This window comes from Methylotetracoccus oryzae, assembly GCF_006175985.1.
GTDB lineage: Bacteria > Pseudomonadota > Gammaproteobacteria > Methylococcales > Methylococcaceae > Methylotetracoccus > Methylotetracoccus oryzae.
Window position 1 is genome coordinate 427976 of record NZ_SRSH01000001.1, and the last position, 14807, is coordinate 442782.

Annotated in this window: 14 protein-coding genes; 4 read left to right on the top strand and 10 right to left on the bottom strand. The window is 62.1% G+C overall.

The window, feature by feature from the left end; all coding sequences use genetic code 11:
• The first annotated feature begins 172 nt into the window (after positions 1-172).
• Positions 173-1675 carry an NADP-dependent phosphogluconate dehydrogenase gene (gene gnd / locus BWR02_RS01905; RefSeq protein WP_139556061.1) on the top strand — a complete coding sequence of 501 codons (1503 nt, stop codon included), beginning with the start codon at positions 173-175 and terminating at the stop codon, positions 1673-1675.
• Positions 1676-1771: 96 nt separating this feature from the next.
• On the opposite strand, the gene BWR02_RS01910 is transcribed toward gnd, so the two are convergent.
• The gene (locus tag BWR02_RS01910; RefSeq protein WP_139556062.1) at positions 1772-1969 is read right to left on the bottom strand and encodes a hypothetical protein; all 198 of its coding nucleotides are present in this window, start codon (positions 1967-1969) and stop codon (positions 1772-1774) included.
• Positions 1970-2270: 301 nt separating this feature from the next.
• Here BWR02_RS01910 and argS point away from each other — a divergent pair, with 301 nt between their 5' ends.
• Together argS and BWR02_RS01920 are read left to right on the top strand one after the other, a co-directional pair.
• Positions 2271-4028 carry an arginine--tRNA ligase gene (argS, locus tag BWR02_RS01915; RefSeq protein WP_139556210.1) on the top strand — a complete coding sequence of 586 codons (1758 nt, stop codon included), beginning with the start codon at positions 2271-2273 and terminating at the stop codon, positions 4026-4028.
• A gap of 67 nt (positions 4029-4095) precedes the next feature.
• Positions 4096-4689: an SPOR domain-containing protein gene (locus tag BWR02_RS01920; RefSeq protein WP_162559974.1), complete on the top strand. Its 594-nt coding sequence runs from the start codon at positions 4096-4098 to the stop codon at positions 4687-4689.
• A 46-nt stretch (positions 4690-4735) separates the two neighbouring features.
• On the opposite strand, the gene ppnN is transcribed toward BWR02_RS01920, so the two are convergent.
• The 4 genes from ppnN to BWR02_RS01940 all read right to left on the bottom strand — a co-directional run bounded on the left by ppnN (position 4736) and on the right by BWR02_RS01940 (position 10532).
• Entirely contained in the window at positions 4736-6100 is a 1365-nt protein-coding gene (gene ppnN, locus BWR02_RS01925) for a nucleotide 5'-monophosphate nucleosidase PpnN (RefSeq protein ID WP_139556064.1), read from the bottom strand.
• A gap of 305 nt (positions 6101-6405) precedes the next feature.
• Positions 6406-8481 (bottom strand): glucans biosynthesis glucosyltransferase MdoH, encoded by a 2076-nt coding sequence (gene mdoH / locus BWR02_RS01930; RefSeq protein WP_139556065.1) that lies wholly within the window; start codon positions 8479-8481, stop codon positions 6406-6408.
• 27 nt (positions 8482-8508) lie between these two features.
• Positions 8509-8988: a hypothetical protein gene (locus BWR02_RS01935; protein ID WP_139556066.1), complete on the bottom strand. Its 480-nt coding sequence runs from the start codon at positions 8986-8988 to the stop codon at positions 8509-8511.
• On the bottom strand, positions 8985-10532 hold the full coding sequence (locus tag BWR02_RS01940) for an OpgD/OpgG family glucan biosynthesis protein (protein WP_236101827.1): 1548 nt from the start codon (positions 10530-10532) through the stop codon (positions 8985-8987). Before BWR02_RS01940 ends, BWR02_RS01935 begins: the two co-directional genes overlap by 4 nt.
• Before the next feature lie 475 nt (positions 10533-11007).
• Here BWR02_RS01940 and BWR02_RS01945 point away from each other — a divergent pair, with 475 nt between their 5' ends.
• A complete protein-coding gene (locus BWR02_RS01945) occupies positions 11008-11514 on the top strand; it encodes a SixA phosphatase family protein (RefSeq protein ID WP_139556067.1) in 507 nt (168 codons plus the stop codon).
• A 40-nt stretch (positions 11515-11554) separates the two neighbouring features.
• Here BWR02_RS01945 and BWR02_RS01950 read toward each other — a convergent pair whose 3' ends face one another.
• The 5 genes from BWR02_RS01950 to BWR02_RS01970 form a co-directional block, all read right to left on the bottom strand.
• Positions 11555-11764 (bottom strand): winged helix-turn-helix domain-containing protein, encoded by a 210-nt coding sequence (locus BWR02_RS01950; protein WP_129884263.1) that lies wholly within the window; start codon positions 11762-11764, stop codon positions 11555-11557.
• A gap of 74 nt (positions 11765-11838) precedes the next feature.
• A complete protein-coding gene (gene minE, locus BWR02_RS01955) occupies positions 11839-12147 on the bottom strand; it encodes a cell division topological specificity factor MinE (protein WP_139556068.1) in 309 nt (102 codons plus the stop codon).
• Positions 12148-12151: 4 nt separating this feature from the next.
• On the bottom strand, positions 12152-12961 hold the full coding sequence (gene minD, locus BWR02_RS01960; protein WP_139556069.1) for a septum site-determining protein MinD: 810 nt from the start codon (positions 12959-12961) through the stop codon (positions 12152-12154).
• A gap of 36 nt (positions 12962-12997) precedes the next feature.
• The gene (minC, locus tag BWR02_RS01965; protein ID WP_139556070.1) at positions 12998-13729 is read right to left on the bottom strand and encodes a septum site-determining protein MinC; all 732 of its coding nucleotides are present in this window, start codon (positions 13727-13729) and stop codon (positions 12998-13000) included.
• Positions 13730-13963: 234 nt separating this feature from the next.
• Positions 13964-14584, bottom strand: a complete 621-nt coding sequence (locus BWR02_RS01970; RefSeq protein WP_139556071.1) for a class I SAM-dependent methyltransferase — start codon at positions 14582-14584, stop codon at positions 13964-13966.
• Between the last annotated feature and the right edge of the window lie 223 nt (positions 14585-14807).

Consider the following 14807-nt stretch of genomic DNA (forward strand, 5'->3'; position numbering starts at 1 on the left):
CGCTACGGCGGACTGCCAACAGCCGAACCGGCACCGAACCCGCGTCTCGCGCGACCGATGATCGCCGGATTAAATCGGGCGCAAGTTCGGCCGAAAGCGGATTGCTGTGCCGCGTCGGCTCCACGGACGTAGAATAGGGGTTCGGTTGGCACACCACGGAGCGCCCGCAACCATGTCTACCCCCTCCTGCGATATTGGTCTGATCGGCCTGGCCGTGATGGGCCAGAACCTGGCATTGAACGTCGCGGATCACGGCTTTCGCATCGCGGTCTACAATCGTACGACGGCGACGACCGAGAAGTTCGTTGCCGACCATCCGGACACACCCGGCGGACTGCAGGGCGAGACAACGCTGGCCGGTTTCGTTCAGGCCCTGAAGCGGCCGCGCAAAATCGTCATCCTCGTCAAGGCCGGCGCGGCGACTGACGCCGTGATCGACGGTCTGGTGCCACTGCTCGAACCGGGGGACATCGTCATCGACGGCGGCAATGCCCAGTGGATGGACACGATCCGGCGCGAGAAGACGCTGGCGGACCAGGGGCTGCGTTTCGTCGGGTCCGGCGTATCGGGCGGCGAAGAAGGAGCCCGTTTCGGGCCATCGTTGATGCCCGGCGGCGACCCGGCAGCCTATCGCGAGATCGAACCGATATGGACTGCCATCGCCGCGAAGGTCGACCCGAACTCCGGGAAGCCGCTGGAAGGGGCCGCCCCGGGACGGCCGGTGACCGGCGGGGTGCCCTGCACGACGTACATCGGCCCCAACGGGGCGGGACACTACGTCAAGATGGTTCACAACGGCATCGAGTACGGCGACATGCAGATGATCTGCGAGGCGTACGCCCTGATGCGAAACCTGCTCGGGATGACGCCACCCGAGATCGCGGCGGTCTTCTCGACCTGGAATAGCGGGCTGCTGGATTCCTTTCTGATCGAGATCACGGCGGACATCCTGCAACAGCGTGATCCCCTGACCGGCCAGCCTTTTGTCGATGTCGTGCTCGACACCGCGGGCCAGAAGGGCACGGGCAAATGGACCTCGGTCAACGCACTCGACATGGGCGTCCCCGCACCGACGGTCGCCGAAGCCGTATTCGCGCGCTTTCTCAGCGCGGTGAAGGACGAACGAACGGCCGCGGCAAAAATCCTGAGCGGACCCAAGGCGAACTTTTCGGGCGATCGGCAGCACTTCATCGACGCGATTCACGACGCCCTGTATTGCTCGAAGATCTGCGCCTACGCGCAGGGCTTTCAGCTGATGCGCCATGCCCAGACGGAATACGGCTGGCAATTGCCCTTCGGCGACATTGCCAAAATCTGGCGCGGGGGGTGCATCATACGGGCCCGCTTCCTGCAGAAGATCACCGAGGCCTATCTGCGCGACCCGAATCTGACCAACCTCCTGCTGGATCCCTATTTCAGGGGCGAAGTCGATCGCTGCCAGGGTCACTGGCGGGAGGTCGTCGGAGCCGCTGCCACCAACGGTGTCCCCGCTCCGACCTTCTACTCGGCCCTCGCCTACTATGACGGATATCGCAGCGAGCGGCTGCCGGCCAGCCTGCTGCAGGCGCAGCGCGACTACTTCGGGGCCCACACTTACGAGCGCACGGACCAGCCGCGCGGGCTGTTCTTCCACATCGACTGGCCAGTACCCGGGCGACCACAGATCCAGAGCTGAGAGGGACGCTCGAACACGACAGGCGGGGCGATGCGCTGCAATGCTCATCGCCCCGGCCACAACCGGGAGCCATTTCGCGGCAACGACGACGCGCGGTCAGGATGAATCCGGCCGGCGCACCCGATCGAACAGCCAGTAGCACCCATGGGTCGCCATGACCCCCAGCATGAAGGCGCCGATGAAAAACTCGGACGCATGGTGTTGCATCATCTGTGCGGCGAACTTTCCGGCCAACACGCCGACAACCAGGGCAAAGCCGACGCGCAGACGGTGGACGATTTCGGTGGAGGTCATTTTCGTCTCGGAGCGGAAGGGAGAATAACGGATCATGGTAGACCGGGCCGTGGGCGCATGAAAGGCGGTGCCCGCCCCCCCCCCGCATTGTGTAACGCTTCAGGAATTTAGGATAATAAGCCTGAAGTAATGGGCGCGGTCCTCTCGAGCCGGCTGATGATTTCCGGGGAATGGCCCTGGATCAAGCCGGATCCGTTCCGGAAGTCGGCCCGACCCGCATTCAGCCATTCAGAACCGTCGGTGGCACGGCCGACATCCGGCTACGTGACGTAACGCCGCAAGGTACCTTCCCGTTTACATGATCAAGAACCGACTGATCCGTCTGCTCGAACACGCCATTGCTGCGCTGCAGGCCTCGGGCGACCTGCCCTCCGATTCGACGCTTCGCCCCGGCATCGAGAGGGCGCGTGACGCGCAGCACGGCGACTTCGCTTCCAGCATCGCGCTGAGCTTCGCCAAAGCCGCGAAGTGTCCTCCCAGACAACTCGCCGAGCGCATCATCCAACAGCTGCCCGGCGACCCGCTGGTGGTCAAGGTCGAAGTCGCCGGGCCGGGGTTCATCAATTTTTTCCTCGCACCCGATGCGCACACCGCCGTCGTCCGCACCATACACGAGGAAGGGCCGCTGTTCGGCCGGAGCCGGATCGGTGCCGGCCAGAAGGTGCAGATTGAATTCGTCTCCGCTAACCCGACCGGACCCCTGCATGTGGGCCATGGGCGGGGCGCGGTTTATGGATCGGTGGTGGCGAGCTTGCTGCAGGCCTGCGGCTTTGAAGTTCACCGGGAATACTACGTCAACGACGCCGGTCGACAGATGGACATCCTGGCGACCAGCGTCTGGCTGCGTTATCTGGAGGAGTGCGGCGACGTACTGCCGTTTCCGAGCAACGGCTATCGCGGCGAATACATACGCACGATCGCCTGGGACTTGCACCATAGCGCGGGCGATCGCTACCGGCGGCCGGCGACGGACGTGCTCCAGGGGCTACCGTCCGACGAGCCGGACGGGGGCGACAAGGAACTGTACATCGACGCGATGATCGACCGTGCAAAGTCATTGCTGGGCAACGACTACCGGCTCGTGTTCGATGCCGGACTGACGAGCATCCTGCAGGATATCCGCGACGACCTCGACGAGTTCGGGGTCACCTACGAGGAATGGTTCTCCGAACGCCGACTCGCCGACAGCGGCGCCGTAGAGGGTGCGCTCGGCGTACTCAGGGAAGCGGGCTTGCTGTATCAGCAGGACGGGGCAACCTGGTTCGCATCGACCCGTTTCGGTGACGAGAAGGATCGCGTGGTCGTGCGCGAGAACGGCCAGATCACCTACTTCGCCTCGGACATCGCGTACCACTGGCACAAGCTGCAGCGTGGCTACGACCAGATCATCAACGTCTGGGGCGCCGATCATCACGGGTATGTGCCGCGCGTAAAAGGCGCGATCCAGGCCTTGGGGGGCGACGCCAGCCGGCTGCATGTGTTACTGGTCCAGTTCGCCGTGTTGTACCGCGGTGCCGAGAAGGTCCAGATGTCCACGCGATCCGGCGAGTTCATCACGCTGCGCCAGTTGCGGGGCGAGGTCGGCCGCGATGCGGCCCGGTTCTTCTACGTCATGCGCCGCTCCGACCAGCACATGGATTTCGACCTGAAACTGGCGACCTCAAAGAGCAACGAGAACCCGGTGTACTATGTGCAGTATGCCCATGCCCGGATCTGCAGCGTGTTTCGCCAACTCGATGAAAAGGGCTGGGCGAGGAATCTCCAGCAGGGTATGGATCACCTCAAGCGGCTGGGCGAGCCGCATGAGGCGGCCGTCCTGTCGAGTCTGTCCCGGTACCCTGAAGTCGTAGAAAGCGCCGCTTTGAGCCATGAACCCCATCAGCTGGTACAGTACCTGCGGCAGCTCGCGAGCGACTTTCACACCTATTACAATGCGTGCCCGTTCCTCATCGATGACCACGAGCTGCGCGACGCCCGTCTGAATCTGATCGACGCCGTGCGGCAGGTTATCGCCAACGGCCTCGATTTGCTTGGCCTCTCGGCACCGGAAGCGATGTAGCATGCCCAAGGATTACAAAGACCGAGTCCCCAATTCATGGCGAGGCCCTCGGCGCCGGCGGAAGCCGGTGTGGGTCTGGTTGTTGCCGGTACTGGTCTTGATCGGCGGCGCCGGCACTTTCGCTTTGATCACGCATCAGAACAACGCGGCAACGGATGAGGAGGCAGCAGCCTCGGGGCAGACGGCGGCAAGCGAGGAGAAACCTGACCCGAATGCCAAAACTGCGTCACGGGAAAGCCCCAAGAAACCCGAACGCACCAAGGGCAAAAAAGCCGGCAAGCCTGAGGCACCGCCGGATATCGAACTTCCCGAGCCGCGTTTCACCTTCTACAAGATACTGCCGGAAAAGGAAGTCATCGTTTCGGAGCGGGACATCGCCAGCCTGAAGCGAGACGAGAAGGCCGGGAAACCGACAGCTCCGGGTGGCTTCGTGATCCAGGTCGGTGCCTACTCGAAACTGGAAGATGCCGAGAAAACGCGGGCGCGACTCGGCGAAGCCAAGGTGAAAGGCAAAATGGAGAAGGTGCTGATCGATAAGGCCACTTGGTATCGAGTGAAACTGGGACCGTTCAGCACGCTGGCGGAAGCCGAGAAGGTCCGGGCGCAGCTCCGCAAACATCACATCGACAGCGTGCTGCAACAGAGCAAGTCCGTCAAGTAAGCGTGCCGCCGGGATCGCACACGATCCCCCCGTCCCTATCGATCCCTCAGTCAGCCAGACGGTAACAGGGTTCGTACTTCGTACCAGGCAGTTTCATACGACCCTGGTCGACGAACGCGGACAGCATGCGGTCGAGGGGTGCCATCACCTCAGCCTCTCCGGAAATCCTGAATGGCCCGCCTTCCTCGACTCGCCGGATGCCCTCCGCCTTGACGTTGCCGGCCACAATCCCGGAAAAAGCGCGGCGAAGATTCGCCGCCAGCCGGTGTCCCGCCTGACCGCGCTGCAACTCGAGGCCCGCCATATTCTCGTGGGTCGGCACGAACGGCGTTTGAAAATCCTGATCGACTCTCAGCAACCAGTTGAAATAGAACGCATCGTTGTGCTGAGCGCGAAAGTTCTCGACCAGTGCCATACCGCTCCGCACCTCGCGGGCCACACGCGCCGGATCGTCCAGGATGATACGGTAGCGCTTCTGCGCATCCGGCCCCAGGGTGGCTGCGATGAACGCATCGATCATCGCGAAATACTCCGCACTCTCCCTGGGACCGGTGAAGATCACCGGCAGCGGGATGTATTTGTTGTCCGGCGTCAATAGAATGCCGAGCAGGTAGAGGATCTCCTCGGCCGTACCGGCACCGCCCGGAAAAACGATGATCGCATGCCCGACGCGAACGAACGCCTCGAGGCGTTTTTCGATGTCCGGCATGATCATGAGTTCATTGACGATGGGGTTGGGCGGCTCAGCGGCGATGATTCCGGGTTCGGTGATGCCGACGTACCGCGCTCCGGTCAGACGCTGTTTGACGTGACCGATGCTGGCGCCCTTCATCGGACCCTTCATGGCGCCCGGCCCGCAGCCCGTGCAGACATCCAGGCCGCGCAGACCCAGTTCGTGCCCGACCTCCTTGGTGTAGTCGTATTCCTCGCGGCTTATCGAGTGGCCGCCCCAGCAAACGACGAGATTCGGATCCCGCTGCGGGCTCAGACTGCCGGCATTCCGCAGGATATGAAAAATCGCGTTGGTGATGTTCGCCGGCGACAATAGGTCGAACGCGGGATTTTCGACGATCTCGAATTGTGTGTAGACGACATCGCGCAGGACCGAGAACAGATGCTCCCTGATCCCCTTGATCATGGCCCCGTCGACAAACGCGCCGGCAGGCGCATTGACCAACTCCAGCTGGATGCCGCGTTCCTGCTGCAGTACGCGGATGTCGAAAGTCCGGAACCGCTCGAAAATGGCTTTACTGTTGTCCTCCGTGCTCCCGCAGTTCAGTACCGCCAGGGAACAGCGCCGAAACAACTCGTGCAACCCGCTCTCGCTGGTATCGAGCAGGCGGTTGACTTCCAGGCGTGACAGGACCTCCATGCTGCGCTCCGGACTGACCAGAACGTTTACGGTGCCCATGGAATCCGAATTCTCAGGGACGGAAGGCCTGTTCGTCATCGCGCCTCCATAGCCCCGCGCCGCTCGCAGGCTCCACGGAAGAGATACCCACAGAACCTGTGGATAAAGCTGTGGAACAGGGCTTGGCAATGGCCGGAATGCGGCATGAGACGGCGGGATACATCACCTTGAGCGAGATTTTTCCAGTCCATTGGACTCCAATAAAAACAGCGTCCTACATCCATCATCCAGCGAATTCCAGGTAATCGATGGTCTATGTCGGCAGCGCGGTCAGGCGCCGCGCACCGTGTGTACAACTGTATCGACTACGAAGCGGCGCGCTGCGGACTGGCGTTCCCAGTGTCGCGTTGCGCCCAGGACAGGATGTGCAGCCGGGTCAACGAGTCGGGATCGGCAGCGAGTGCCCGCTTCTCCGGCACCGAAAGCGAACTGGGACCTTCCTCGATCACTTGGTAGGTCAGCGCGCGCAACTGGTGACGTTGACGGCGCTTGACGAGGCGATGAGGCAGCAACGCGATGTGCAGCGAGCAGACCGCGGGATCGCCGATCTTGCTTTCCAGGGTGTCGTCCACGGCGAGCCGAGAGGCGGCCGCCTGCGCCAGATTGTCCTTCAGGTAGTTCAGGACGGCAGGGGGCGCGGACTCCTCCGGAGTCAGAAACAAGCCGAGCCGCCTCGCGAGCAGTCCGAGGGCCGTGCTGCTCGACAGCATCGACAAAGGAATCGCAAAGGCCAACCCCGCCAGCACCGGCAGGAACCACCAGAAGAAGCTCGGCACGTAACGGTAGCTGACGTAACCGGCGAGAATACCGACGAAGGTCTGTCCCCAATGCGCCAGAAACGCCTCCTTCACACTGAGCCGGTGGTCCGAACGCTGCTGCGCCAGCCAGGCCGTGCTGCGACGCGACAGAATCGCCAGCACGAAATTGGTCTGGTACAACATCAGGATGGGGGCGGTCAGTACCGAAAAGATGCTTTCGAACAGCACGCTGAGCGTGATGCGGACGATGCCGCCATACGCCTTTCGGTCCTCGCTGCGCACCAGTAACAGCAGCAGGCTCCAGATTTTGGGCAGGAACAGCATCGCCAGCGTCACGAGCAATACCGTCGTCATCTCGACCGCATACGACTCGGGCCAGACCGGGAACACATTGTCGCCGAAGAAATAGACCGGCATGGTCTGGCTCTGCACATAGGCCTCGAAGCCCGTGACGAGCAGAAACAGGAACCACAGCGGCGACGACAGGTAGGACATGATGCCCATCAGGAAATGCAGGCGGCTGAGCGGCGAGAAACCGCGCGCGAACACCATCCTGACGTGTTGCAGGTTGCCCTGACACCAGCGACGGTCGCGCTTCGCGTAGTCGATCAAAGTCGGTGGCAACTCTTCGTAGCTGCCTTTGAGATCGTAAGCGAGCCAGACTTCCCAACCCGCCTTGCGCAACAACGCGGCCTCTACGAAGTCGTGGCTGAAGATTTCTCCCCCAAACGGTTCCTTGCCTGGCAGCTTAGGCAGCCCGCAATGCTCGGCGAAAGGCTTCACGCGAATGATCGCGTTGTGGCCCCAATAGTTGCTGTCCGAGAGCTGCCAGAAAGAGGCGCCCGCGGCGAAAATCTCCCCGTACAGACTGCTGGCGAACTGGAGAATACGCGCGAACAACGACTTGTGGTTGACCGGAAGCGGAGGAGACTGGATCAATGCGACGGTGGGATGGGCTTCCATCAGGTCGACCATGCGTGTCAGCGTGGACCCGCACATCAGGCTGTCCGCATCGAGCACGATCATGTAGCGGTAGCGCGCGCCCCAACGGTGGCAGAACTCCTCCAGATTACCGCTCTTGCGAGCGATGTTCTTTTCCCGGTTGCGATAGAAAATCTTCCCATGCGCATCGAAGTCACAACACATTCGATACCAGTGGACTTCCTCTTCCAGCCACACATCCGGATTCCGCGAATCGCTCAGTACGAACAGTTCGAACTCGTCGGCTCGCCCCGTGTCTCGCAAGGATTGGTAGATCGCCCGCAACCCGGCGAACACGCGCTCGGGATCTTCATGGTAAATAGGCATCACGAGGGCGGTCTTCGGCGGCGCCTGATCCGTCCGGCCGCCCGCGCGCGGCGGCAGACGAGAGATCGACTGCCGGTCCCCACCCCACAGCAGTAGCCAGAAGCCGATCGTGGCCTGCCAGAACGACGTGCTGACCCAAAGAATCAGCAACATGTAGAGGAAGAGCAGTAGCAGTTCCTGGGGCGTGATGCCGTTTTGCTGGAAGGCACTGGCGATCATGGCCAGCGCCGCAACCGTCGTCAGAACCACCAGGGAGAAGAAGACGACGCGGCGCAAAACGCGTATGCGGCGAGGAAAGACGGTGGCGGCAGGCATGGAGTCAATCACCGGAGCAATAGAGCGTCAGGAAGACTTGAAGAACACGAAGTGGAACGGCTGCGCCGGCATCGGCAAATGGGCTTCGGGCGGAGTGGCGATCGGCAGTCGCGCGATCAAGCGGGCCAGCTGTTGCTCCCGGTTGTCAGCGTCACGCCCCTCGAACAGGAAATCGGCAGACAAATCCGGCTGGCCCATGGCGAGCGCAGCGCGCAAGCCCGCGAGCTTCGCCGCGTCCCGCACCGGATGCAACCCCAGACCCTGCGCGAGCGCGCGGTCGAGACGCCGCTGTACCTCTTCGATCGCCTCCGAGGCCAGCTGCTCCGCGACCTGCGGGCCTGCGCCTTTCCGAGCCTGTTTCAGGCATTGCCGGGCGAGCGAAGCGCGCAGCGCCTCATTACGTACGCCCACGCGATCGAGGTAATCCCACAGGGCTTGCGGCACGGGAGACGCCTCTTCCGCAGAGGCGGCTACCGTCACGTCGGAATCGATAACCGAACCTGTCAACGAGCGCTCCACTGGTAAATCCATGTTTCTGACAAGACGTCCGCACCGGCCTTCAGGACGGCGCGCAGTTCCACTGGATCCTGGTCCTCTTCCCGCTCCAGGTCGAAGCTCACGCGCCAGGTACCCAGCGCATCATTCTTTTCTACCGACAGCTTCACGATCTGCCCCGACGAGCTTCCGACATCCGCGACCAACTGCGCCTGGGGACTCAGCCGGCTGAGCGCCTCGCCGGCGAAATCGACGACGAAATGGCGCCGCGGCCGGTCCGACTTGCCGGGACTGGCCGAGACCCGCGTCGCCACGACGCGTCCGTTCTGAGGCGCCATGCTCTCGTCGAGCAGGAAGTGAAGACGGTAATCGAAGGCCACTTCCGACCCTTCCTTGATCGGTGCGTCCGGCACCCAGAAGGCGACGATGTTGTCGTACTTTTCCGCATCGCTGGGGATTTCGATCAGGTAGACGGCCCCGCGTCCCCATTCACCGCGCGCCTCGACCCAGACGCTGGGACGAAGTTGGTAACGGGCTCCGAAATCCTGATAGTGATCCGGGTTACGGTCACGCTTGAGCAGGCCGAAACCGACCGGATTCTCCTCGCGGAAGACGCTGATGCGAAGCTGTCGGGGGTTGTTGAGCGGGCGCCACAGCCATTCGCCGTTGCTACGCGCCATCAGGAGCCCATCCGAGTCGTGCACCTCCGGACGAAAATCGTCCATGAATCGGTCCGTGTTCTCACCGTGAAAGAACATGCTCGTCAGCGGAGCCATCCCAAGCCGGTCCACCGGCTTACGGAAAAACAAGCGACTTTGTACGTCGACGGTGAGTTGGTACCCCGGCTTCAGATCGAAGCGGTAAGCTCCTGAAACACTCGGGCTGTCGAGTAGCGCATAAATCGTCAGCACACCGGCCTCTTTGGCCGGCTTGGCAATCCAGAACTCGCGAAAGATTGGAAACTCCTCCGCCTTCGGCAACCCCGTATCGACGGCCAGAGCGCGAGCGGACAGGCCATAAATCTGGCCCAGTCCGGCGGCACGGAAGTAGCTCGCGCCGAGAAAGATGGCGATATCCTCGAAGCTGCCGTCGCGTCGCAGCGGGTAATCGATCTTCACTCCGGCAAACCCGAGATCGGGCGGGAGCGGGGCCGGCGGCTTGGCTGCGCCGAAATCGAACAGTTCCGGCGAGTACGCAATGCGCGTCGGAGTGCCCTGATCAACGACGTTGATCGCGACCCGGTCGCGAAACATGTTGCCCCGGTGGAAGAGCTGCAACTGAAACGGCAGGCCTTCACCCCGCCACAAGGCACGGTCGGACTTGAAGCGAATCTCCTGGTAAGCGTCGTAGTCGAGTTTGGCGAACTGCTCCGGCAAACCGCCATCGTCACGCGCGTAGGGTTTCGCTGCGAGCGCCCGTGCTTTCGATACGACGGCCGCGAAATCGAAGGGAACGGGCGCAGCCGGTTCCGCGCGCGCAAAATGCACGAACAGCAGCACGAATCCCACCAGGAGGGCTCTCACGACGCGGGAGTGGTCACTATGAAATGTGTTCACGGGGAAATGGGTCGGATGCAGAAACTCAAGGATTGCAGAATTGGAATATGACCATCATCGCAAACCCTGCGATGGGCCGGGGGACGGCAGGTCAGGCGCGGAACGTGGCGCGTGCGGCTCGACGTGTAGCGGCAGCGCTACGGGGCAGGCGGTCCCGGTCCCGCAGGCCACCGGTAACCCCAAGCGCGCCAGCATCGCCGCGTCGGATCAATCCTTCACTGCAGCGCGGGAATAGCAGTCCACCCGCTGCTTCCGTATGCCTCAGAGTATCCCCTGCATCGCTCCGGGAATCGCTATAGTATACCGGCACGACCATCAATACAGCATCATCCGGTCTCGCACCCCAATCGCCGCAGGTAGACTTCGAGGCATTCGAAAACGAACGTGGGCCCTCACCCCCTCCGGGCAGGGCCAAAACGCGCCGGCGGCGGCGGCATAAGGGCTCGACGCAGATTCGAAAGGCACACGAAACCCAATGAAAAATCTGGTTCTCATCAGGCACGCCAAATCGAGTTGGGACGACCCGGGTCTTGACGATCGGGATCGCCCGTTGAACGGCCGCGGCCAGCGGGATGCACCGCTCATGGGCGCGGTCCTGAGGAAACGCGGGCTGTCGCCCGACCGCATGATTTCCAGTCCGGCCCGACGTGCGTTGAACACGGCCAAGCTGATCGCCGCGCAAATCGGCTTTCCGGTCTCACAGATTGCGGTTGACGACCGGATCTATCTGGCCGAGGCGACAAGCCTTCTGGCCCTGATCCAAGGCCTGCCGGACGACTCGAATCAAACGATCCTGTTCGGGCACAATCCCGGCTTCACCGAATTGGTCAACGCCCTGACCGAAACGGGGATCGACAACGTTCCGACGTGTGGGGTCGCCGCTATCGAGTTTGCCGTCGACACGTGGGCCGCGGTCAGTCCGGCAGCCGGCCGCCTGAAATTTTTCGACTACCCGAAGCAACACCGGTCGTCGGAAAGCTAAAGCCCTCCGTCGCTCATTGCCGAAACCCGGTGCACGGTCGTCAGGACAGGCTGAAGAATTCGTTTTTGCCCTTGCGTTCCACGCTCACCTTGCCCTCCCGGGCCAACCATCCGATGGCGCGCTGGACGTCGGTGCGCTCGAGCCCGATGCTGTCAGCCAGCTTGGTGGCGCTTGCCGGGCCACTCTCCGACAGAAATGTCCACACCTTGCCCGCGGCTGCGCCAATGCTCTCGTGGAAATCATCACTCATGTTTCGGCCTCTCTGTAGGTCTGATTCAATAAGGATTGCCAGCGTAAACGTGATCCACGCAGCGCGGCTTCGGCTCAACGCCGCGGATGAGATCGCTGTCGGGGTTTCGGCTTCGGCGCTGCGGCAGCCTCCTCGGGCAGCACGATGTTTAGTTCCAGCACCTCGTGAGTGCCGTCTTCCTCCATCGTGACGGTGATCGCGTTATCGTCGACATGCACATAGCGCCGCACCACTTCGAGTAGATCGCGCTGCAGCCGCGGCAGGTAATCGGGCTTATTGCGCTCGGAGCGTTCGTGCGCGACGAGAATCTGCAAACGCTCCTTGGCGACCGAAGCGCTGGACGTGTTCGGGGTGCGGGAACGGAAATAGTCCAAGAGCCCCATGGGATTAGCCTCCGAAGAGCCGGCTGAACAAACCTTTCTTTTCCTCTTCGACGAACCGGTGCGGTACGCGTTCCCCGAGGTACCGGCGGACGACATCACGGTACGCCTGGCCCGCGTCGCTCTTCTCGTCCAGCGTAACGGGGGTGCCGGAGTTCGAGGCACTCAATACCGACTTGGACTCGGGGATCACTCCGAGCAGATGGAGCGAAAGAATATCCTGGACGTCCGCCACGCTAAGCATCTCGCCGAGGCGCACACGCTCCGGGGAATACCGTGTCAGCAACAGGTACTCCTTGATCGGCTCAAGACCCTGCTCGGCACGCCGTGACTTGCTGGCGAGGATGCCGAGCATCCGATCCGAATCCCGCACCGAGGAAACCTCCGGATTGGTGACAACAATCGCGTCATCGGCGAAGTACATCGCAAGTGTCGCACCCCGCTCGATACCCGCGGGGGAATCACAAACGATGTATTCAAACGTTTCCGACAACTCGTTCAAGACCCGTTCGACGCCCTCCTGCGTCAGAGATTCCTTGTCGCGCGTCTGTGACGCGGGCAGGATCGACAGGTTATCACGCCGCTTGTCGCGGATTAGCGCCTGATTCAGCGTGGCTTCGCCATTAATGACGTTGACGAAATCGTAAACGACGCGCCGTTCGCACCCCATGATCAGGTCGAGGTTGCGCAGGCCCACATCGAAATCGATGACCGCCGTCTTATAGCCCTTCATGGCCAGGCCCATGGCAAACGCAGCGCTCGTCGTGGTCTTTCCGACCCCGCCTTTACCCGATGTCACCACAATGATTCTTGACACGTGTTTCCTCCCGAGAACCCAGAATACGGCAGCGCTCTACAAATCCTCGATGATCAGAGCGCCGTCACGCAGAAAAACCTGAACCGGCTTGCCGCGAATCGATTCCTCGAGGTTTTCACTAATCTGATAGTGCCCGCCGATCGCGATGAGCTCCGCCTGCAGATCCAGACAGAAGATGCGGCTGCTCAGGTTACCCTGCACGCCGGCCAGCGCCCGGCCGCGCAGCGAGCTGTAGATATGAATGTTGCCGTCGGCCAGCAACTCGGCACCGGCACTGACCGGCGCCAGCACGATAAGATCGCCCCCGGCTGCATAGAGGCGCTGGCCCGAGCGGACTGGTTGATCAATTACGCGCGACCCCCCGCCGAGCGTCGGCAAGGGCGATTCCGACTTCGGCGCCACCGGCTTTGGCGCTTCTCGGGCAGGCGTCTCCACCCGCTCCGCCAACACCGCCAGGCCGGCAGATTCAGCCCCCTGATTGAGCGCACCGTGCCCGCCACGCACCCCCACCGGACTCAGACCCAGCGAGCGGAGCAGGGTGCTCAGACGCTCAAAATCCAGGGTGGACTGCCGCGTATTCAGCGCGCTGAGCTCGATAACCACCGGCGCATTCCGGAAGAATTCCGGCGCGTTCTGCACTTTTTCGGTCAGTTGCTTGGCGACCCGGTCCAGATCGCCGTCGGCGAGTTTCAGCGTCAGCAGATTGACCGAACCCGACTTGATCTCGAGGGCAACGGAAGCGGGAGGGTCTGTGGCTTGCGGGGGCATTGCGCGAGGGGGTGCGACTTCCAGTGGAAAAATTTTCGCCAATTCTATCACTTACAGGCAACAAAACGGCACTGGAAGTTCTTCAGCGGGCGCGTGGCGTGACACCTGTGCGCTTCGCCTGGATTCCCCCGCACCCGTTTCAACCGCTTCAACCTGAGCCCGCGCGACGGTGATGAGGCGCTGCACGGAACACGCTCGACAACCGGCCCGGGCCAAAGCCCGGCTCAGGAAGCTCTAGTGCCCCTTTTGTAAATGGAGCATGGTGAACAGGCCGAGCGGAGGTAGTCGATGCCGCTTGACTTCCCGCAATGAGGTGTTTTGCAGGATCTCCTCGACCGGCATGTCGGGCCGCCACCCCAGCTTGTTCGATAGGGGGGCCAGCAGGCTCTCGAGATTCCGGCGCATACCTTTGCGCGCGGCAAAGTGATTCACGATGATCACATCCCCGCCCGGCTTGCATACCCGCTCGATCTCGCTGATGACCCGCTCCGGCTCGGGGACGACCGACATCACATATGCTGCGACGACCGCGTCGAAGCTGTTGTCGGGGTACTGCATTTCCCTAGCGTCCATGATTTCCAGGTGGCTGACGTGTGCCAAGCGCATCCGCGACACGCGCCGGCGTGCCCGCTCCAGCATATGGGGCGAAATGTCGATGCCATGCACCTGGTGCTCGCGGCGATAGTAGCTCAGGCTGATGCCGGTGCCGACACCGACTTCGAGCACCCTGCCAGGCCGGTGATTGGTGACCCCCGCTGCCATGGTGCGACCGCGATAGCTCAACAGCCAACCGAAGGTCTGATCGTAGACGGGCGCATAGCGCTCGTAGGATTTCAGAATGGATTCCAGCTGCATATTTGTGATTATTCCTCAACCCCGATCCGTATTGATGACGCGGTCCCGAGAGTCGTTCCAGTTCCCCGGAGGCGGACTGGACCGGGACTGAGCTTCCCGGCTGACGGAGCGGCAGCAAGATCATAATGGCTAAGGCACGCAATTGGAATGCACTTGCCCCGCGCCGCGGCGGAGCGCGCCCACTCCCGAGAGTACAGATCCCGGCCGGGTTCGCTAAAATCAC

What these genes read in the sequence shown, in the direction of transcription:
- gnd (WP_139556061.1), top strand. Translation starts at nt 173, where the DNA reads ATGTCTACCCCCTCCTGCGATATTGGTCTGATCGGCCTGGCCGTGATG.
- BWR02_RS01910 (WP_139556062.1), bottom strand. Translation starts at nt 1,969, where the DNA reads ATGACCTCCACCGAAATCGTCCACCGTCTGCGCGTCGGCTTTGCCCTG.
- ppnN (WP_139556064.1), bottom strand. Translation starts at nt 6,100, where the DNA reads ATGGGCACCGTAAACGTTCTGGTCAGTCCGGAGCGCAGCATGGAGGTC.
- mdoH (WP_139556065.1), bottom strand. Translation starts at nt 8,481, where the DNA reads ATGCCTGCCGCCACCGTCTTTCCTCGCCGCATACGCGTTTTGCGCCGC.
- BWR02_RS01945 (WP_139556067.1), top strand. Translation starts at nt 11,008, where the DNA reads ATGAAAAATCTGGTTCTCATCAGGCACGCCAAATCGAGTTGGGACGAC.
- BWR02_RS01950 (WP_129884263.1), bottom strand. Translation starts at nt 11,764, where the DNA reads ATGAGTGATGATTTCCACGAGAGCATTGGCGCAGCCGCGGGCAAGGTG.
- minE (WP_139556068.1), bottom strand. Translation starts at nt 12,147, where the DNA reads ATGGGGCTCTTGGACTATTTCCGTTCCCGCACCCCGAACACGTCCAGC.
- minC (WP_139556070.1), bottom strand. Translation starts at nt 13,729, where the DNA reads ATGCCCCCGCAAGCCACAGACCCTCCCGCTTCCGTTGCCCTCGAGATC.
- BWR02_RS01970 (WP_139556071.1), bottom strand. Translation starts at nt 14,584, where the DNA reads ATGCAGCTGGAATCCATTCTGAAATCCTACGAGCGCTATGCGCCCGTC.